We start from the raw sequence: 20,812 nt of genomic DNA, 5'->3' as shown, positions 1-20,812 counted from the left end.
GAAAAATAATATATAATGAACGAAAATAGTATTTAATAAATATATGAGAGGGGAAGCTTATGTATAGGAAATTTATTTTCATATTTTTATCTGTGTTTTCATTTACTTATGCAGTAGATGAAATAGATATAGAAAAAAGAAGAGAAGATCAACAAAATTTTGATAACTTAATAAAAACTCAAAATTTTAATATGCCTGAAAATAACAAAGATAAAGAAGAAAATAATTTAATTCTAAATATAAATTCTATTGATTTAGATGGAAATACTATACTTGAATCTTTTCAAATAAATGCTATTTTAAGAAAATATATAGGTAAAAATAAAAATGTTTATACATTGATAAATGAAATAGAAAATAAATATATTGAAAATGGATATATTACTACAAAAGTTGGACTTGATATAAGCAAGTCTGATTTTGAAATTGGTAAGATATCCATTTTTGTTTTAGAAGGAAAAATAGCTAAAGTTATATATAATGAAAAAGAAAATAAGTTTAAGACTTTCATAACTTTTCCCAAAAGAGAAAATGATATTTTAAATGTTAAAGATTTAGATCAAGGAATTGATAATTTAGGGAATAATTCAAAGCTGGATATTAAAGCTAGTTATAAAAATGGATATAGCGACATATATATTAAAAGAGATAATAAGCCCATAAGTTTTGGAGTAAACTATAATGATTTAGGACAGTTTGAGACTTCAAGACATAGACTTAGATATTTCTTAAATACTCATAATATATTTGGATTGAATGAAAGTTTAGCTTTTTCTTATCAAAATAAACTACAAAGACAATACAAAGAAAGAGATACTAAAAATTTCAGTTTTGGAGTATCTGTTCCTTTTAAATATTGGACTTTTAGTTATAACTATGACAGTTCTCAATATCTTAGAAGTATCCCAGCATTAGGAAGAACATACAAAGCAACAGGAAATACAGAAAATCAGACATTTGGAATAAGAAAAATGTTACACAGAAATGAAAATCATAAAATAGACATAGGAGCAAAAATAATCTTAAAAGATTCTAAAAACTATATTGATGATGTGCGATTGGTTTTGAGTTCAAGAAAACTATCTGTCTTAACAGTGGATACAACATATACAGGAAGAATATTTTCAGGACTATTGAATACAAATTTAGGAGTAAGCTTTGGGTTAAAAAGATTTGCAGCTAACAATGATAGTGAAGAATGGTATAGAGAAGAATATACACCAAAAGCACAATTTAGAAAATACAATATGAATATATCTTGGTATAAACCAATGAATAATTTTTACTATAAAACAAATATTGTAGGACAGTATTCAAAAGATATATTGTATTCACAAGAAAAAATAGGAATAGGCGACGACACAAGTGTAAGAGGATTTAAAGATGAATCTACACAAGGAGATAAAGGTTTCTATATTAGAAATGAAATAGGATATAAAGGAAATGAATTTCTAGAACCATATATAGCCTATGACTATGGTAGAGTTTTTAATAATAAAGTAAATGATTACAAAGTAGAAACTCTTCAAGGAGTTGCAATAGGAATAAGGGGATATTTTAAAGGTTTTGAAGGAAGTTTCAGTATAGCAAAACCAATAGATAAACCAAGATATTTTAGAAATAATAAAGCTGTAGTTTATACTAGTTTAACATATAGATTCTAGGGGGAAAAATGAAAGGAAGTTTAAAAAGATTAATAGCAACATTTATGTTACTTTTACATATAGTTAGTTTAGCTGATGGAATAATTCCCGACACAGATAGAAGTAAAAATTTGAATGTTGATAAAGCCATAAATGGTGTACCTCTTGTAAATATAGAAGCTCCTAATAACAATGGAATTTCTCACAATGTATATAAAGAATATAATGTTGACGGGAGAGGAGCTATTTTAAATAATTCAGTTGATATTGTAAACTCGCAACTTGGAGGATTGATTTATGGTAATCCTAATTTTCAAAATGAGAGAAGAGAAGCAAATACAATTTTAAATGAAGTAAGTGGAGTAAATAGAAGTAGAATAGAAGGCTATCAAGAAATAGTAGGTAAAAAAGCTAACTACATCTTAGCGAATCCTAATGGAATATTTGTTAATAGTGCAGGATTTATCAATACTGGAAATGTAACTTTAACAACAGGAAGTGAGAATAATTTACAAAGTCCAGAAAAAGGAACAATAGAGGTAGCTGGAAAAGGTCTTGATTTAAGAAATATAAATAAAGCTGAACTTATTGCAAGGGTAGCAGAACTTTCAGCACCTATCTATGGTGGAGAAGAAGTAAATCTAAAACTTGGAAGTCAAGGACAACCAAATAAACCAGAATACGCACTGGATGCAAGAGAACTAGGTTCAATTTATGCTGGAAGAATAAATATAGTAGTAAATGAAGATGGAGTGGGAGTAAAAACAGAAGCTCCAATGTATGCTGAAAAAGGAGATGTTGTAATATCTTCTAAGGGAAAGGTATATTTAAAGGATACTCAAGCAAAAGGAGATATTAAAATATCTTCAACAGAAACAGAAATAAGGGATAAACTAGTCGCTGAAAATACAATTAATATAGAAAGTAAAAAAACAAAAAACTCTGGACAAATACAAGCTAATAAGGATATTACAATAAATGGAGATGTAGATAGTTCTAATTTGATTTCTACAAATAAAGATATATCTATTTCTGGAGATTTAAAAAATTCAGGGAAAATAGAAGCCAATAAAGATGTCAATGTAAAAGGAAATGTAGAAAATACTAAAATCATTCTTGCAAATAAAGATCTAAATATAAAAGGAGATTTGACAAATACTGCTAATATTCAAGCTAAAAATAATATAGACATAAATTCTAAAAGTATTGATAATAAAGGAATAATTGTTGCAGAGAAAGAAATAAGTATAAAGTCTAATAATATAAATAATAGCAATAAAATAGCAACAAAAGAATTATTGAATATTAATAATAAAATATTAATAAATAGTGGGAAAATATATTCGGAAAAAGAAACAAAAATAGTAAATCAAAAAATAGATAATACAGGAGATGTAGTAAGTTCTGGTAAAATCGATATAAATAGTACAGACATAGAAAGTAATAATATACTTGCGAATGGCGATATTTCTATTAATACAAAAGAGTTAAAATCAAAAGGAAAAATTTATTCAGATAAAGATATTAAATTAATAGCTAATAATATAGAAAATAATGAGCTTACTGCAAAAAGATTAGAAATTGTAGCTGATAAATTAGATAATAATACAAAAATATTAACAACAGATAAGCAAAATATTATGACAAAAACTTTAGTGAATAAAGGAATGATACATTCATCAGAAGAAATTGATTTGAAAGCAGTAGATTTATTGAATAATGGTAATATCCTTTCTATTGGTAATATGAGTATTAGTCAAAATAAAAAAATAATAAATGATGGAAAAATTCAATCTAATGAGGATATAGTAATAAATTCAAAAGATATTAAAAATAATAAAGAGCTTATTGGAAAAAATGTAAATATAGAGACAGATAAACTAGAAAGTACAGATAAATTAATAGCAACAAATAATATGATTGTAAATAGTGGAGTATTAAATAATAATTCACTTATCCAAGCATCGAAAATGATTTTAGAAGGAGATGCAATAACGAATAATGGAGATATATTAGCTGTTAATGATGTAACAATTAAGAATAAAAATTTAAAAAATGATGGAAGTTTAATAAATAATAAAAGAATTCAATCAAACAATACTTTAAAAATAAATATTAAAGATATTAAAAATAATGGTATCGTCTTTTCTAAAAATAAATTAAATATAGAAAGTAAAAACTTAAGTAATAAAAATGAGATTGTAACTAATGGAAAAGCTATAATAAATAGTGACATTTTAGAAAATGATAAAACTAAGGGAGTCATTTTTTCAAAAGATGAATTAGATATAAGCTCAAGTAAAGTTAATTTAACAACAAATATAGGTGCAGGAAAATTATTAAAAATACAAACAAATGAATTAGAAAGAGATAACTCATATATAACTAATAGTGATTTAGATATAAAAGTAAATGGAAACTATAAAAATGAATATGAACTAATTGGAAAAAATTTAAAGTTAGAAGCCAATAATTTAGAAAATAATTCAATAATGGCAAGTAGTGGAAACACTGAAATAAAAGGAAATAATAGCTTTAAAAACAATGAAAATTCACTATTGTATGCAAGAGAATTATTAAAATTAGAAGGAAAAGACTTTTCAAATAAAGGTGAAGTATCTTCGTTTGGTAATTTAAATATGAATTTTACTAGCGATATTACAAATTTAAATACTATAGAAGCTGCTGGTGATGGAGAAATAACAGCCAATAATTTTACAAACAAAGGCTATTTAACAGGTAGTCATAGCTATAAAAAAGTTAATGGAGCTCAAAGTAATGTCGATGTAAGTAAATTGCCTTCTGAAATAAAGCAAAGGATAGAAGAACAATTACAAGAAGAATGGAACAAAAGTAGTAGACATCATAAAAGATGGGAAGGTGAATCGTATTTAGATGGTGCTAAAGTAGGAGTAAGTAATTATAAATCTAATAAAGCATATTTAAAGACAGAAGGGAATTTAACTTTTAATATAACAAATAAACTTCTAAATCAAGAGGCAGATATTTTAGCTGGAAAAAATATTATTATCAATGCTGGAGAACTTAATAATACAAGAGAAGGTAAAGAAGTTGATATTGAACTATATTTTAAAAGAAACTATAGCTATAAGAAAAGAGTTCGTAGAAGACATAGTAGAAAGAATGCTAACTTTTCTACAGGAATTGCATATAAACAAACTCTATATTCAGATAAGCCAACACAGATAATTGCAGGTGGAGATCTCACTGTTAATGCAAAAGAAGTTGGTAATGGAGAGTATCAAGATCATAAATCTGGATATATTAATGATGTAAAGAAAGTAGAAAAAGATAGCAATATTAAAAATACCAATATAGATGACACATTTAAAATAACTAATAATTCAGTAGTAGAAAAAATTAAAAAAGATTCAGCTGTTGGTGTAGAAGACTATATAGAAATTCCAAAAAATGACAATGGAATGTTCATAGTAAATAAAAAAGTAGATAATCCAAAATTTTCATATTTAATAGAAACAAATCCTAAAATGATAGATAAGGGATTCTATTTAAGTTCGGAGTATTTTTTCTCAAGAATAAAATTTAATCCTGATAGAGATATAAGGCTTTTAGGAGATTCTTTTTATGAAAATAGATTAATAACTAGAGCAGTATTAGAAGGTACTGGAAAAAGATATTTGTATTCAAATGATGTCAATGAAGAAAGAAAAAAACTATTTGATAATGCAATAGCAGCTCAAAAAGATTTGAATTTATCTTTAGGAATAGCGCTATCTAAAGAACAAATAAATAATTTAAAATCAGATATATTATGGTATGTGGAAGAAGTAGTCAATGGAGAAAAAGTCTTAATACCTAAGCTATATTTAAGTGAAAATACTCTAAAATCCATTGTTGAAGAACAAGGTAATATTATTAAAGCTGGTGGAAATTTTGTTGTAAATAATGCCTCTATTGTAGATAATAGTGGAAAAATAATAGCTAAAAATAATGTATTAATAAAATCTAAAAATATTTATCAAAATGCAGCATATTCAGATACAGGAATTTATGGAAATAATGTAGCTTTAATAGCAAAGGAAAATATAGAAAACATTGGTGGAAATATTTTAGCAGAAAATGATATTAATATTTTTAGCGAAAATGGAGATATAAAGAATAGTAAGAAATTATCAATTCACGATAACGATTATCATGATGTTTACACTGATGTTAGAGGTAGTGGAAATATTGTAGGAAATAATATTTCTATTATTGCTAATAATGTAGAGAATACAGGAGCAGATGTAAAAGCTCAGGATAAAATAGAAATAGGTGCAAGAAAAAATCTAGTTATAGGAAATCTTGAAGCTATTGATAAAAAGGTAAGAGATGGTGGAAAAGATTATGTATTAGATGAGAAGAAAACTAATGTAGGAAGTAATTTAAAAGCTAAGGATATAAGTTTGACATCATTAGGCGATATAGGGATAAATGGTTCAAATATAGTTGCAACTAATGAGGCAAGTATACAAGCTAAGGGAGATATCTCAATAGTAGCTGGAAAAGATTCTATTTTACATAAAGAAAGCCATAGTAAGAGTAAAGGTTTTGGTCGTTCTAGCTCAGAAGAAAGTGTAGCCTATGCAACTCGTAATGTAGCTTCTAATATAATAGGAGATAAGGTAAATATTACAAGTGAAAAAGATGTGAGTCTTTTAGGAAGCAATGTTCAAGCGAACACAGAAGGACAAATAAAAGCTGATGGAAATATTACTCAAGCAGGAGTAAAAGATATTAATTATTCTTACTATAAGAAAACTAAAACAGGATTTATGGGTCTTACTTCTAAATCAGTAACAGATGAAAATTATGCTGAAAAAGCAATATTATCAGCTACTCTAGCTGGAGATAAAGGTTTAACATATGATAGCAAAAACAACCTTTTACTTGAAGGAGTAAAAGTAGTTTCTAGTGGAAATATTAATTTAAAAGGAAAAAATGTAGAGATAAATCCATTAGAAACAAAAGCATATAGTAAACATAAAGAAGAAAAGAAAGGATTCTCAGGCTCTTTAAGTGCAAAAGGAGTTTCCTTATCATATGGAAAAGATAAACTTTCATCAGATACAGATATAGTAAATCAAACTGCTTCTCAAATAGTATCAAATAAGGATATCAATATAGAAGCAACAAATAAAGTGAAAGCTAAATCAGTAGATATCTATGCAAAAAATGACATAAATATTTCTGGAGATAAAGGAGTAGAGATATCTACAGCAAATAATAGCTATGATAATACTACAAAACAAAGTTCATCAAGAATAGGAGCAAATGTAGGAATAAATCCTGCAATAGTGAATACTGTTGAAAATATAAAAGATATAAAGAATCTTACAGATTTTTCAGGAAATAGCTATGATATATTAAACAATGCTTCAAAAGTAGTAGGAGCTATTAAAGATGGAGCAAAAGCAACAAATGATTTAATAAATTTTGAATATTCTGTTGATGATACAACAGGGGCAGAAACTTTAAAGTATAAGCCTCGTATATTTAGTGCTTCTATTTCATATAATAAAAGTGAATCAAAATCATCAATGCATAATGAAAGTGTAGAAAAAAGTTTATTAGTATCTGGAAATAATATGAATATTAAATCTAAAAATGGAAGTATTACTATTTCAGGTACAGATGTAAAAGTAGGAAATGATTTAGATTTAAGTGCTAAAAAAGATATTACAATAAAAGCAAGTGAAGAAAACTATACATCATCTAGTTCATCTTCGCAAACTGGAATAAGTTTATCAGCAAATCTTGAAGAAGGAAGAATAGCAGATTTATCAATATCACAAGCAGGAACAAGAGCTAGAGGAAATGGAACAAACTATATAAACTCAACAGTTAATGTAGGAGGAAAATTAAAAGCAAATTCTGAAAACTTAACTTTATCTGGTGCAAATGTTGAAGCAGATAAATTAGATATTAAAGCTAAGAATGTAGTAATAGAAAGTAAACAAGATAAATCAGAAAGAAAAGATAGCTCATATGGAGGAAGTTTTAGTATAGACATAGTGAATCCATCTAATTTTAGTGTAAGTGTTAATGGAAGTAAAGGAAGTGGAGAAAAAGAATGGGTAAATAAGCAAAGTTCATTAATAGCTAAAAATGGTGGAAAAATAGATACTGAGGACTTAACAAATATTGGTGCAGTAATAGGCTCTGAAAATGAAAAAGAAAAATTAAAAATATCTGCCAATAAAGTAGTAGTAAAAGACCTGGAAGATAAGAACAAATATGAAAATATTGGTGGGGGAATAAGTTTTGGAACAGATGTACCAAATATATCAGTAAAGCATGATAAGATAGATAAAGAACAAATAAATAAGGCTAGTGCAATAAATACAGACTTTGAAATATCTGGAAAGAAAACAAGCGCAGAAGACTTAGGATTTAATACAGATATTGATAAGGCACAAGAAAAAACAAAAGATGAAGAAAAACATTTAGATGCAGAGCTTCATACTGATTTAATTGGAGAAGATAAGAGAAATGAAATAAAGTATGCTTTTAAGAAATTAGGAAGTTTACATGAAATCTTAGATCAAAAGAAATTTAAAGAATCAATAGAAGGAGTCTTACTAGATAAATTTAAGGATGAACATCAAAAAGAATTTAATTTGATAAAAGAAGAAAGCTTAAGTTTAGAAGACAAACAAAAGCTGGCACAAAATTTAATAGAAAGATATCTAAGAGAAAATGGATACGAAGGAGAGATTCCAGAGGTCTTATTAACAAATGAAGCTCACTCATTTTCAGTGGATTCAAAAGATAAAGAAACAGGAGCAAAAAGAAGAGAAAAGATATATTTCTCAAAAAATGATATAGCAGATCCAAACTTAGCTTTCTCAAGATTATTTGGACATGAAAAAGCACATATGAATACTTATGATGAAGGAAAATATGGAGAAGATACATCAATCCATACAACTAAAAAGATAGGAAGTGAAAACAAAAATAAGGTATTTACAGAAGAAGAAAAAGCAGACTATCTAAATAACTTGAGAAATAAGTATAAGGATCAAAAGAGTATAGAGCAACAATTTGCAGAAGCTAAACTTGTACCTGAAAAAGATAAGGAACATTTCTTTAATGAAGAGGTTTATGATAAATATGTAAATCCAAATTTAAATGCTAAAGAAATAGAAGAATTGTCTAAAAAATTTAATGTTTCTAAAAAGAAAATTGAAAAAAATCAGACACAATATGTATACTACGATTTTTTAGATAAAAATAATAGAGTTTTCAAAGATAAAAAAGAATTTGAAAAATTTCAAAAAGAATTAAAAGAAAAAATTAAGAATGAAAAAGATCCTAAAAAAAGGGAAGAACTAGAAAAACAAGTCTATAGGAATGTTTCTGATATAACTGCCCAATATCATAATATAGAAATAGATGAAAATGGAGAAGTGTCTATTAATCTAAAATTTCCAAATGAAAAACATGTTAATAATATAGGACAAGAAGCTGTATTTAATAAGAAATCAGGAAAATGGGTGAATGACGGAATAAATAATGCGACATACAATATTGCTGGACTAGATGGAACAATAAAAGGATTTGCTTATGATAATCTAATTTATCATTTGTTTGCTGATGAGTCAGATGTAAATCTATGGATAAAATATGATGTTGAACAAAATAGTAAATTGACTGAAATACAAAGAAGACAGTTAAATGAAATTGGAAGCAGATACTATTTAGATCTAATTTTCCGAGATTATGTTAATACCAGAGGAAAATTAAACTATAGAATATATGAAGATTACATGCAAATGATAAAAGGTGATTTATAATGCTAAAAAATTTATTACTCTATACTAATGATTTCTTAGCATTATTTGTAATGCAATTAACTATAATTACTGTTATTTTAATTCAAATATATGCTTTAATTAAAGTGAAATTACTTAAGAAGAAATATTATATATTTTTATTTATAAAAATATTAGAGTTTATTTTTTTTAAATATGAAATTTTTTATATGTATTTAGTATTATTTATTATTGGAATGATATTAAATATTTTATTAGAAATAAGGCAAAAAAAGATGGATATAAAAGAAATAATATTGGGAACAATTATTTTTTCTGCAGTTCCTTTAATAATTGCTTTTGGAATATCATATTTAATACTATTGAATTTTATTTATGAATGAAAATATATATCTTAGGAAAAATACAATAAAGTAGACAATTAAATTCAAGTAGAACAAGTATTAGTAAGGATATGTATGTAGCAGAAACAATAGATGTTGGAGTGGCATACTAGTATGAAGTTTGGACTGAGTAATGTAGGAGGAAAATTAAAAACAAATTCAGAAAATTTAACTCTATCTGGTGCAAATGTTGAAGCAGATAAATTAGATATTAAAGCTAAGAATGTAGTGATAGAAAGTAAACAAGATAAATCTGAAAGAAAAGATAGCTCATATGGAGGAAGTTTTAGTATAAACTTAACGAATCCATCTAATTTTAGTGCAAATATTAATGGAAGTAAAGGTAATGGAGAAAAAGACTGGGTAAATAAGCAAAGCTCATTAATAGCTAAAAATGGTGGAAAAATAGATACTGAAAACTTAACAAATATAGGTGCAGTAATAGGTTCTGAAAGTGAAACAAATAAATTAAAAGTATCAGCCAATAAAGTAGTAGTAAAAGATTTAGAAGATAAGAATAAATAAGAAAATATTGGTGGAGGAGTAAGTTTTGGAACAAATGTACCAAATACATCAGTAAAACATGATAAGGTAGATAAGGAACAAATAAATAGAGCCACAGCTTTAAATACAGATTTTGAAGTAGCAGGACAAAAAGTAAAAGCTGAAGATTTAGGTTTCAATACAAATAAGGATAAAGCACAAGAAAAAACAAAAGATGAAGAAAAACATTTAGATGCAGAGCTTCATACTGATTTAATTGGAGAAGATAAGAGAAATGAAATAAAGTATGCTTTTAAGAAATTAGGAAGTTTACATGAAATCTTAGATCAAAAGAAATTTAAAGAATCAATAGAAGGAGTCTTACTAGATAAATTTAAGGATGAACATCAAAAAGAATTTAATTTGATAAAAGAAGAAAGCTTAAGTTTAGAAGACAAACAAAAGCTGGCACAAAATTTAATAGAAAGATATCTAAGAGAAAATGGATACGAAGGAGAGATTCCAGAGGTCTTATTAACAAATGAAGCTCACTCATTTTCAGTGGATTCAAAAGATAAAGAAACAGGAGCAAAAAGAAGAGAAAAGATATATTTCTCAAAAAATGATATAGCAGATCCAAACTTAGCTTTCTCAAGATTATTTGGACATGAAAAAGCACATATGAATACTTATGATGAAGGAAAATATGGAGAAGATACATCAATCCATACAACTAAAAAGATAGGAAGTGAAAACAAAAATAAGGTATTTACAGAAGAAGAAAAAGCAGACTATCTAAATAACTTGAGAAATAAGTATAAGGATCAAAAGAGTATAGAGCAACAATTTGCAGAAGCTAAACTTGTGCCTGAGAAAGATAAGGAACATTGGGCAGCAGGAAAAAGTATTAATGTTTCGGCAGAATTTATAGGAAGAGTAAATGGTGGAAGAACTAAGTATACAATTTATAATGAAAATACAGGTGATTTAGAATATGCAAAAACAACTGATTTTGGAATTGGATTAGGAATGATAGGTATAGGAGGTGGAAAATCATATGTTTTTCTTAAAAATGTAAACACCTCTGAAGAACTTAATGGTTATTCATTTGTAGGAGGTATAGGATATAGTACTGTGAAAATTCTAAATATTGGTGGAGAATTATTGTTTGATGACAATAAAAAATTTATAGGAATAAGGGTAAGTGGAGGATTAGCAAAAGGTATAGATGGAGTTGAATTAAAGTTGCCTGTTAATGTTTATGGAAGTGTTGATAATTCAATTGTAACTAGTTCAAAATTTATTAAAAAATCTAAGAAAGAGATTGAAAAACAAATAGGTTATGAGTTGGATAGAATATCTGAATTAGCTAAAGATAAAACAACTGCTATAAAAAATGCTGTTATAATAGCAGACATAATAAAAAGGCTTTCTGACTATATGGAGGAATTAGAGAATGGTGGAAATAAAAGATCAATGTGGAGAAGTAGAAGTATTTAAAAGTTATTTAAAATATATAATTTTTTATAAAATATATACTTTATTTTTTATAGCTTTATTTTCTATTATTACTTTAAAAACTATAAATATATTTTTTAATCCACTTTCAGTTATTTTAATAATTGGGTATATTTATATTTCCTTATTTTATATCTCCGCTGAAAAAATTGTAATAAGAGAAGATTATTTAATTATTCAAGCTTTAGGAAATAAAGAGAAAGTTCTATATTCTAAAAAAATCTTTTTAGATGAGATTAAAAAAATATATTTTAAAGATACATTTGGGATATCTCTTATGTTAGACCCAGGTATATTGAATTATTTGTTTAATTCAAAACAAAAATTTATGAAAATAGAAACTGATAGAAAAACTTATTCATTTGGATTATTTTTAGAACATAATGATTTTCTAAAAATAAATACAATTCTTCTACTCAAACTTAAAGAATATGCAGATAAAAAAATAATGTTAAATAAAGTAAGAAAAAAACAAGAGGAATTATCAGTTATTTATAATTTAGAGATTGAAGAAAGATATAAAAAAGTATCGAATATTATTTTAAATGAGAAAAAATTAATTTTATCTAAAAAAGATGATTATTATATAATTAATACTGGTAGTGAAGCAATAAAAGATTTAGAAATATTCAAAGATATGAATTTTGAAGAATTAGATTTTTATATTTTCTATGTAAATTATTTATCTAAAAAAGAATATGAAGATAAAAAGGTATTAGTAGGATATAATGGTGTTGATGGAAAAGAAGTAACTATGTCAAAGCTTAAAGAGGATATAAATGAAATAAGAGATAGTAGGAGTTCATTTAAAAAATAATAATATTTAAGAGATAGGGTTATAGAAATAAAGAATTTTATAACCCTATTCTCAAAAAGATTCTTAATATATTTTTAAGAAATTGATAAGAAAATGTCTAAGAGAAAATGGATATCAAGGAGAGATTCCAGAGGTCTTATTAACAGATGAAGCACATTCCTTTTCAGTAGATTCAAAAGATAAAGAAACAGGAGCTAAAAGAAAAGAAAAGATATATTTCTCAAAAAATGATATAGCAGATCCAAACTTAGCTTTCTCAAGATTATTTGGACATGAAAAAGCTCATATGAATACATATGATGAAGGAAAAGATGGAGAAGAAACATCACTTCATACAACAAGAAAGATAGGAAGCGAAAACAAAAATAAGGTATTTACAGAAAAAGAAAAAGCAGACTATCTAAATAACTTGAGAAATAAATATAAAGATCAAAAAAGTATAGAGCAACAATTTGCAGAAGCTAAACTTGTACCTGAGAAAGATAAGGAACATTATGTAGATTGGAAAAATTTTAATAAATATTTAGAAGCTGAAAAGTTTGTAAAAGATAATACATATTTATTATCTAAAATGTATAAAGTAACAAAAGAAAAAATTTTAAATAATCCTGAAAAATACACTTATTATTATATTCAAGATACTAATAATGTTGTTTTTAAGGATAAAGAAGATTTTGAAAAAGAACAGGCTAAATTAAGAGCAAAAATTGCTTCAGAAAAAGATAACAAAAAAAGAACAGAATTAGAAAAAGAACTATATGATAAATTACCTGATTCAATGGCTCAGTTACATAATATAGAAATAAATGAAAATGGAGAGGTTTCTATCAACATAAAATTTCCAAATGAAAAATATGTAAATAAAAAAGGAAAAGAAGTTGTTATTAATAAAAAAACTGGTGAAATAATAAATGATGGGATAAATAATGGTACATATAATATGGGTGTTTGGGAAGGAAGTTATAATTTTTTAGATTTTGATGTAGCTTATGAGAATATAATACATTTGGGCATAGATGTTCCAGCTTGGATAGATTATGGAGTCAACTCAAAAGACAAGCTTACAAAAGCTCAAAGAGAGGAATTATATGAGATGTCAAAATTATATTTTAAAGATTATTTATTTAGAGAAGTAGTTGATAAAAATGGGAAATTAAATTATAAAATATACCAAGAATATATGAATAAATGGAGATAAAATAATGATAAAATTTTTGAACTTTTTAAATAATCTACATAGTATGGTAAAAATTACTCAATCATCATTACCTTATGGAATTATATTTTATTTTATGATTCTTTTAAATTTAATTTTTCTATTTATTGAAATTAATTTGAGTAAAAAAATCTTTGGAATAATTAATTATTCATTTTTTTTAGCAACAAAAATTTTATATTTTTGTCCAGCTGATTTTAGAAAGTATATTTATATTTTAGGAATTATTGTTCTCTTAATTTTAAAGATAAAATATAAGAAAAATAAATTAGAAATTATGATGGGGATACTAATTTTTTATGAATATCTGATAGGAAGCATAATTTTAGACATTTTCACATTAATTTTTATATTACAAGAGGTTATTTAAAAAGTAATATAATTAATTTTTAAAAGAAATTTATTAGGATGAGCAATAGAAAATCAAGTAGCAAAGAATCCAGAATACTTATCAATACTAGATAAAAAAGCAATAAAGAATGGAAAAATAGACGATAAAACACAAGTAGAACAAGTATCAGTAATGAATAAATTATTAAATGATTCCCTAAGAGCAAAAGGATATGCAGGACCAGACATTAAAATGGTACTGACAGATGTAACGAACCCAAATGGACCATATTATACAGATACCTTAACAAATGTAGTAGTATTTGATAGAGCAATGTTAGCAAAGGATACAAAGGAGATATTCCAGAAGTAATATTAACAGATGAAGAAAATTCATTTAGTGTAGATTCAAAGGATAAAGAAACAGGCGAAAGAAGAAAAGAAAGAATATTTATATCAATAAATAATCTAAATAATAAAGATTTTTCAAAAGTATTTGTTCATGAACTAGCTCATATGAATACTTATGATGAGGGCTATCTTGGAGAAGAAACATCACTATATACAAGAAGCAAGTTAGAAAAGGAAGATAAGACAAAAGTATTTAGTGAAACAGATAAAGAGAAATATCTTGAAAGTTTAAGAACAAAGTATCCAAAGCAAAAATCATTAGAAGAACAATATGCAGAGGCCAAACTTGTACCTGAGAAGGATAGGGAACACTTTGTTTTAGCTTTAGCTCCAGTAGCTGTAGTAGCTGTAAGCGATTTAGTTGTTAAGTATGGACCAGTGGCAATAATAAATATGGTCCTGTTGTTTATAATTTTTTATCAAACCCACAAAATTACCAATGGGCACAAGTATTAGTAGATAATCCAGAATTATTTGCAACCAAAGATGCAGTAATTAAATATATTGAAGAAGCTAAAGATAAGGGTGAGAAATTAGAAGAAGCAAGAAAAGGACAGAAGCAAGAAGAAAGTAGTGGAAGTTCACAAAGTCCTGATCCAAATGGAAAAGAACCTAAAAAAGATTTATTAAGTAAAATTAAAGAAAAAATTTATGGCTCAAAAACTGGTAGAATAAAAGGAAAAGATATTTTAGGAAATAAAACAGTTGAAGGTAAAGGATATGCTATAGAATTAGAAGGCAAAAATTTAAAATTAGCTCAAGAAGTTATAAAAAATGGAGATAAATCTGGAGAACTAACTGAACAAATAACAAATAATGTATTAAAAGAGTATGGATATAAGTTATTAGATGGAAAATATGGAAGTAATAATGGTTTTGATCATATTTTTGTGAATGTGACAGATGGCAGGTTACAATTAGTTATAATGGATAGTAAACAACTTACATCTAGTGGTGCAACAAGAGTATCTGAGGGAGCAGGAAAACTTTTACAATTATCAGAAGGTTGGATAAAAAAGGTATTCAGCAACATACCAGGAGAGAAGTTGGGGGATTATACAAAGGAGCAACTTTTGAAACTAGTAAATCAAGGAAATTATGATACATATATAAGTGGTATTGATAAGACAACAGGAGAACTAATATTATCAAATGTTGTAATAAAATAGGGGGAATAATGTATTTTTTAGTAAAAAATAAAGAAGAATTTGAAGAAAGAATGAAAAAAACAAAAAGAGAATCAGAATGGATAGATCAAGAAATAAAAACATTTACAGCTTTATCATTTAATTCAGATTGTTATTTAAGTAAAGGGATATTAGCATGGTATGAAAATAAAGATATTATAGGTTTTAAAAGATATTTAAGCATTTCTGGAAAATTAAAAATTTTAGGAAATAGTAGAATAGATTGGGCATATCATGGAGATATAGTTCTCCAATTTTTTCCTGAAATAATGTCAGATAATCCACTTATACATCAGTTTTTAATAAATAATCTAAATGATATTTGTCTTGAAGATAAGCCAGATTATCATAAAGGTTGGGGAACAACATTATTTATGAATAGAAATTTATTATTAGCTTTAAAGGGCGATTGGGAAGCATTAAAAAAAAGAAGTTTAATATTTTTAAATGATGTTCCATCTGGACATAAAAAATATATTCTAACACATGAATTTTATTTAGCACTTTCTGAAGCAAATGTTGATGAGATGAAAAAGGCATTAAAACCTATAATGGATCCAAAAAAGGGAAAAATTTTGGCAAGGGATACATTTTATGATCTGGAATTTTATTTGCAACCTCAATTACTTTTATTTGCAAAAATTGCATCTATTCATGGGTATAATTTAGAAATAGACTTAGATATAGCACCTAAAGAATTAATTAAATATAAACCTTTGAAAGTTAAAGAATATGAGGAAGCTGATAAAGAGTATCCTCTTATAAGTAAATATGATTTTAAGGAGCCTTTTATAAATTGGATAGCCAAGATGACACAAATAGAAGAAGAATATAAGAGTGGGAGGAAGTAGTATGTCTGTAACTATGAGAATATTTTATAAATTAAAATTAAAAAGAAATGGAAAAATAATAAAAAATTCTTTTAAGAATGATTCATTATTTTGCTTCGTGGCAGATTTAGAAAGTAATGGACAAATAGAAGATGAAGAAAAAGAAATATGGTTTTCACAGATAAATGGAGCTTTTGAAAACCGTTGGGCAAATAAAGACTATACAAAGTACTTAATAGATTACTGTAAAGAACTAAACGTTGAAGAAATAATAATTTCTTACTGTGAATATTCAGTATTTACTTCTTATTTACTTTTTTCAAAAGCAAAATTTACAATAGAAGAAAATGATGGAAGATATATTGCAGACGAAAGAAAAGAATTAGATTGCAAAGAATATTTTAAAAAGAATTTTCCTGAATTATCCTCTAAGTATGAAAGATATTTTGAGATAGAAGAAATACTATGTGATATTGATGATGAGGGAAAAGAAGAAGAACTACTAGAGGAGCAAGAAGAAATAATAGAAGAAGTTGAAGAAAAAGCATATAAGATTTTTTGTGAGGAATTTAAAAAGTTTGATGTATAAATAGATTTCTCAGGAAATAGCTATGATATATTAAACAATGCTTCAAAATATACATATCATCTAGTTCATCATCACAAACAGGAATTAGTTTATCTGTAAATCTTGAAGAAGGAAGAATAGCAGATTTATCAATATCACAAGCAGGAACAAGAGCTAGAGGAAATGGAACAAACTATATAAACTCAACAGTTAATGTAGGAGGAAAATTAAAAGCAAATTCTGAAAACTTAACTTTATCTGGTGCAAATGTTGAAGCAGATAAATTAGATATTAAAGCTAAGAATGTAGTAATAGAAAGTAAACAAGATAAATCAGAAAGAAAAGATAGCTCATATGGAGGAAGTTTTAGTATAGACATAGTGAATCCATCTAATTTTAGTGTAAGTGTTAATGGAAGTAAAGGAAGTGGAGAAAAAGAATGGGTAAATAAGCAAAGTTCATTAATAGCTAAAAATGGTGGAAAAATAGATACTGAGGACTTAACAAATATTGGTGCAGTAATAGGCTCTGAAAATGAAAAAGAAAAATTAAAAGTATCTGCCAATAAAGTAGTAGTAAAAGACCTGGAAGATAAGAACAAATATGAAAATATTGGTGGAGGAATAAGTTTTGGAACAGATGTACCAAATATATCAGTAAAGCATGATAAGATAGATAAAGAACAAATAAATAAGGCTAGTGCAATAAATACAGACTTTGAAATATCTGGAAAGAAAACAAGCGCAGAAGACTTAGGATTTAATACAGATATTGATAAGGCACAAGAAAAAACAAAAGATGAAGAAAAACATTTAGATGCAGAGCTTCATACTGATTTACTAGGAAAGGATAAACAGGAAGAGTTAAAGAAAGCTGGTGGAATAATAAGTGATTTAACTACTGCACTAGGAAATAAAAGTAAAACAGAAGGAGATTTCCTAGAAAGATATAAACAATTATCTATGATGAGAGCAATAGGAGATCAAGTAGCAAAGAATCCAGAATACTTATCAATACTAGATAAAAAAGCAATAAAGAATGGAAAAATAGATGATAAAACACAAGTAGAACAAGTATCAGTAATGAATAAATTATTAAATGATGCCCTAAGAGCAAAAGGTTATGCAGGACCAGATATAAAGATGGTACTAACAGATGTAGAAGATCCAAATGGACCATATTATACAGATACCTTAACAAATGTGATAGTATTTGATAGAAAGATGTTAGCAAGTGCAAATAGAGATAAAATACTAAATGCTTTAGGACATGAGTTCGGACATTATAGTAAAGAAGATAATAAGACAGGAAATCAAGCTATAGCTAATTATTCAGGAGACAAATTAGAAACTAGAACAGGAGGAATGGTAAGTAAGGAAGCAACAGAAGATACCTTAGCTAGAATAAGAAATAATCTGAATGTTATAACGGGAGAAGAAGGAAAGGAACTAGCCGAAAGTATTCCTATGGATAGAAGGGAATATTATGAAGGACTGTCAATAACTTTTGAAGGAGCTGCAGGACCAGTAGGAGGAAAATTAGAAAGAGGACTAATTTACTATAAAGATCCGAAAACAGGAAAGGAAGAATTTGGATATCTAAAAGGAAGACAAATATATGTTGGAGTGACATTAATTGACATAGGAGTAAGTGTAAATTCATATGATAAACCAGATACACCTATTAAGGATTTAGAAGGATATTATGGTTCAGTAAAAGGAAAAGCAGCTTATTATGTAAGAGGAGAGTTTGAAATGGAAATATCGAAGAATGAAGGAAAATTTAAAATAAATATAGGGTTAGGAACTCCAACTATTGGATTTTTAGGAGGAATAGGGAAAAATAAAGTAATTCCATTAGAAAACTTATCAGAAATTAATAAAGAAAGGATAAGAAAATTAATTAATTCTAAAAATGAAATTGAAACTTTCTATAAAAGTATGGAAGAGTTAAAAAACTTAAAAGATGTTGTAGAAGGAATTACAGGTGAAAAAATTAACTTAGAAAAATATGATTTGGAGGATTTTTCAAAATGAAAAAAATAGTTTATAAAAGTTCATATTTTTCAGATAATTTTTATTATTTTTTATTGTTATTATTTATGCAACTTTTAGTTTTAATAATTTTTATCATAATGATAACAACTAGTATATTTAAGATAGATTTTTTATTAGATATTTTACTTCTTGTAATAAGTTATTTTCAAATAAGAGCTATAAAAAATGCAATAATATATTTTTTTCCTTATGAAGAATATATTATAATAAACGATAAACTGTACTATGAAAAAAAAATAAAAATATTGAAAAAATTTTTTATACTAAAAAAATTTAATATAAAGTTAGATTCTATAATTAGCATTTTAGACTTTCCTCCTAAAAAATTTTTTTATGCAAGTGGAAGAGGATTTCAACCTTTAAAATATATATACTATTTTGAACCTTATGAAAGGATTTGTATAAAAACAGAAGATAAAAAAGAATACCTTGTATGTAATTATGCAAGAAAACCCAATTCTTTTGATATTTATAGCAATAATAAAGAAAGTGAAAAAGAATTTAAAATAATATTTCAAAATATAAAAAATTTTATTGAGAATGAAAAAATAAACATCTATAAGTAAAAAAGTATACAAAAATAAAAATTAAAAATATAATAAATATAAAAGGAGTCTTACTAGATAAATTTAAGGATGAACATCAAAAAGAATTTAATTTGATAAAAGAAGAAAACTTAAGTTTAGAAGATAAACAAAAGCTGGCACAAAATTTAATAGAAAGATATCTGAGAGAAAATGGCTATCAAGGAGTAATACCAGAAGTATTATTAACAGATGAAGCTCATTGTTAAAGAAATAGTGTATACACAGGGTAAATATACAGGAATATATGTTAACTTAAAAGGTGAAAGAAGCGTAACAACTAGATTTACAATACATTATGATTCAAAAGGGACATCACATATAATTCCAGCGAATCCTAAACCATGAATATATTAAAGAAGGGAAAAGAGAATATGAATGAAAATGTTGATATATTTTTTGATGAATTATTTATTTTTTTATGGGGATGTGAAGAAAAAATTTTAAAATTTATATGGAAAGAGAAAAAATTTGAAATTATAGGAAAATATATTGAAGATAGTCAAAGTAATTACAGTAATGAAGAACCTTTTAATTTACCTGAAATAGGTTATGATTCAGTTGCCTATAAGGTTCTTAGTAAAATAGACGAAGATGATTTGAAACATGGAGAATTTGAGGATTGGGATGGATGTTTAGTAATTGAAATATCAATCTATAATTATCCTGATGAAATAAGAAACTTAGATAATGAAATAATCTGGACAAAAGAAAATATTAAGAAAGAACATATAGATATAATTAATCAAAAAAACCAAAAATTAGAAGAACTGAAAAGAAGGGGAAAAGAGTATTTTAAATATTTAGATGAATTGGAAATTTTAAGAAGAGAAAAAGTTAATACTCCAAAAAGAGAGGAAGAACTTATTAAGAAAATAAAAGAAAGTGAAGAAGTTGGAAGACAATATGCTGAATATAAAAGAAATTTAAAAAAATGGATAAAATATATGAAAAAATATTTAACAAATAATGAATTTTCTTATTAATAT

Annotated in this window: 15 protein-coding genes and 3 pseudogenes; all 18 read left to right on the top strand. The window is 26.0% G+C overall.

Going from position 1 to position 20,812, the window contains the following annotated elements; all coding sequences use genetic code 11:
• The first annotated feature begins 59 nt into the window (after nucleotides 1–59).
• The 18 genes and pseudogenes from BQ2505_RS01095 to BQ2505_RS01005 all read left to right on the top strand — a co-directional run bounded on the left by BQ2505_RS01095 (nucleotide 60) and on the right by BQ2505_RS01005 (nucleotide 20,809).
• Nucleotides 60–1,664, top strand: coding sequence for a ShlB/FhaC/HecB family hemolysin secretion/activation protein (locus tag BQ2505_RS01095; RefSeq protein ID WP_074015974.1), 1,605 nt, complete (start codon nucleotides 60–62; stop codon nucleotides 1,662–1,664).
• An 8-nt stretch (nucleotides 1,665–1,672) separates the two neighbouring features.
• On the top strand, nucleotides 1,673–9,460 hold the full coding sequence (locus BQ2505_RS01090) for a hemagglutinin repeat-containing protein (RefSeq protein ID WP_083232301.1): 7,788 nt from the start codon (nucleotides 1,673–1,675) through the stop codon (nucleotides 9,458–9,460).
• Nucleotides 9,460–9,822: a hypothetical protein gene (locus BQ2505_RS01085; protein WP_074015973.1), complete on the top strand. Its 363-nt coding sequence runs from the start codon at nucleotides 9,460–9,462 to the stop codon at nucleotides 9,820–9,822. The genes BQ2505_RS01090 and BQ2505_RS01085 overlap by 1 nt, the downstream gene beginning before the upstream one ends.
• Nucleotides 9,823–9,954: 132 nt before the next feature.
• A pseudogene (locus tag BQ2505_RS08645) lies at nucleotides 9,955–10,606 on the top strand (hypothetical protein); the annotation flags it as partial.
• Between the two features lie 122 nt (nucleotides 10,607–10,728).
• A complete protein-coding gene (locus BQ2505_RS01075; protein ID WP_235817358.1) occupies nucleotides 10,729–11,805 on the top strand; it encodes a hemolysin in 1,077 nt (358 codons plus the stop codon).
• Nucleotides 11,762–12,640, top strand: a complete 879-nt coding sequence (locus BQ2505_RS01070) for a hypothetical protein (protein ID WP_074015971.1) — start codon at nucleotides 11,762–11,764, stop codon at nucleotides 12,638–12,640. The genes BQ2505_RS01075 and BQ2505_RS01070 overlap by 44 nt, the downstream gene beginning before the upstream one ends.
• A gap of 82 nt (nucleotides 12,641–12,722) precedes the next feature.
• Nucleotides 12,723–13,838 carry a hypothetical protein gene (locus tag BQ2505_RS01065; RefSeq protein ID WP_074015970.1) on the top strand — a complete coding sequence of 372 codons (1,116 nt, stop codon included), beginning with the start codon at nucleotides 12,723–12,725 and terminating at the stop codon, nucleotides 13,836–13,838.
• A 4-nt stretch (nucleotides 13,839–13,842) separates the two neighbouring features.
• A complete protein-coding gene (locus tag BQ2505_RS01060) occupies nucleotides 13,843–14,226 on the top strand; it encodes a hypothetical protein (RefSeq protein WP_074015969.1) in 384 nt (127 codons plus the stop codon).
• 42 nt (nucleotides 14,227–14,268) lie between these two features.
• Nucleotides 14,269–14,544 (top strand): annotated as a pseudogene (locus tag BQ2505_RS09065) (hypothetical protein); the annotation flags it as partial.
• A 158-nt stretch (nucleotides 14,545–14,702) separates the two neighbouring features.
• Nucleotides 14,703–15,053: a hypothetical protein gene (locus tag BQ2505_RS01050; protein ID WP_074015968.1), complete on the top strand. Its 351-nt coding sequence runs from the start codon at nucleotides 14,703–14,705 to the stop codon at nucleotides 15,051–15,053.
• 434 nt (nucleotides 15,054–15,487) lie between these two features.
• Nucleotides 15,488–15,766, top strand: coding sequence for a hypothetical protein (locus BQ2505_RS01045; RefSeq protein WP_074015967.1), 279 nt, complete (start codon nucleotides 15,488–15,490; stop codon nucleotides 15,764–15,766).
• Between the two features lie 8 nt (nucleotides 15,767–15,774).
• Nucleotides 15,775–16,635: an Imm49 family immunity protein gene (locus BQ2505_RS01040; RefSeq protein ID WP_074015966.1), complete on the top strand. Its 861-nt coding sequence runs from the start codon at nucleotides 15,775–15,777 to the stop codon at nucleotides 16,633–16,635.
• Between the two features lies 1 nt (nucleotide 16,636).
• A complete protein-coding gene (locus BQ2505_RS01035; RefSeq protein WP_074015965.1) occupies nucleotides 16,637–17,203 on the top strand; it encodes a hypothetical protein in 567 nt (188 codons plus the stop codon).
• Nucleotides 17,204–17,259: 56 nt separating this feature from the next.
• A pseudogene (locus BQ2505_RS08880) lies at nucleotides 17,260–18,666 on the top strand (hemagglutinin repeat-containing protein); the annotation flags it as partial.
• A 548-nt stretch (nucleotides 18,667–19,214) separates the two neighbouring features.
• Nucleotides 19,215–19,805, top strand: coding sequence for a hypothetical protein (locus BQ2505_RS01020; RefSeq protein WP_074015962.1), 591 nt, complete (start codon nucleotides 19,215–19,217; stop codon nucleotides 19,803–19,805).
• 92 nt (nucleotides 19,806–19,897) lie between these two features.
• Complete coding sequence (locus BQ2505_RS09000; protein WP_262360263.1) at nucleotides 19,898–20,032, top strand: hypothetical protein; 135 nt, start codon at nucleotides 19,898–19,900, stop codon at nucleotides 20,030–20,032.
• A gap of 7 nt (nucleotides 20,033–20,039) precedes the next feature.
• Nucleotides 20,040–20,171: a polymorphic toxin type 50 domain-containing protein gene (locus BQ2505_RS01010; RefSeq protein WP_161939399.1), complete on the top strand. Its 132-nt coding sequence runs from the start codon at nucleotides 20,040–20,042 to the stop codon at nucleotides 20,169–20,171.
• 26 nt (nucleotides 20,172–20,197) lie between these two features.
• Nucleotides 20,198–20,809: a hypothetical protein gene (locus BQ2505_RS01005; RefSeq protein WP_074015994.1), complete on the top strand. Its 612-nt coding sequence runs from the start codon at nucleotides 20,198–20,200 to the stop codon at nucleotides 20,807–20,809.
• Nucleotides 20,810–20,812 lie beyond the last annotated feature (3 nt).

The sequence above is a fragment of the Fusobacterium massiliense genome (genome assembly GCF_900095705.1).
Classification (GTDB): Bacteria; Fusobacteriota; Fusobacteriia; order Fusobacteriales; family Fusobacteriaceae; genus Fusobacterium; species Fusobacterium massiliense.
The sequence above is the reverse complement of the archived record's forward strand: the minus strand, read 5'-3'. Positions and strand labels throughout refer to the sequence as shown.

Coding starts and splice junctions, on each gene's coding strand:
- BQ2505_RS01095 (WP_074015974.1), top strand. CDS start 60: ATGTATAGGAAATTTATTTTCATATTTTTATCTGTGTTTTCATTTACT.
- BQ2505_RS01090 (WP_083232301.1), top strand. CDS start 1,673: ATGAAAGGAAGTTTAAAAAGATTAATAGCAACATTTATGTTACTTTTA.
- BQ2505_RS01085 (WP_074015973.1), top strand. CDS start 9,460: ATGCTAAAAAATTTATTACTCTATACTAATGATTTCTTAGCATTATTT.
- BQ2505_RS01070 (WP_074015971.1), top strand. CDS start 11,762: ATGGTGGAAATAAAAGATCAATGTGGAGAAGTAGAAGTATTTAAAAGT.
- BQ2505_RS01060 (WP_074015969.1), top strand. CDS start 13,843: ATGATAAAATTTTTGAACTTTTTAAATAATCTACATAGTATGGTAAAA.
- BQ2505_RS01050 (WP_074015968.1), top strand. CDS start 14,703: ATGAATACTTATGATGAGGGCTATCTTGGAGAAGAAACATCACTATAT.
- BQ2505_RS01040 (WP_074015966.1), top strand. CDS start 15,775: ATGTATTTTTTAGTAAAAAATAAAGAAGAATTTGAAGAAAGAATGAAA.
- BQ2505_RS01035 (WP_074015965.1), top strand. CDS start 16,637: ATGTCTGTAACTATGAGAATATTTTATAAATTAAAATTAAAAAGAAAT.
- BQ2505_RS01020 (WP_074015962.1), top strand. CDS start 19,215: ATGAAAAAAATAGTTTATAAAAGTTCATATTTTTCAGATAATTTTTAT.
- BQ2505_RS01005 (WP_074015994.1), top strand. CDS start 20,198: ATGAATGAAAATGTTGATATATTTTTTGATGAATTATTTATTTTTTTA.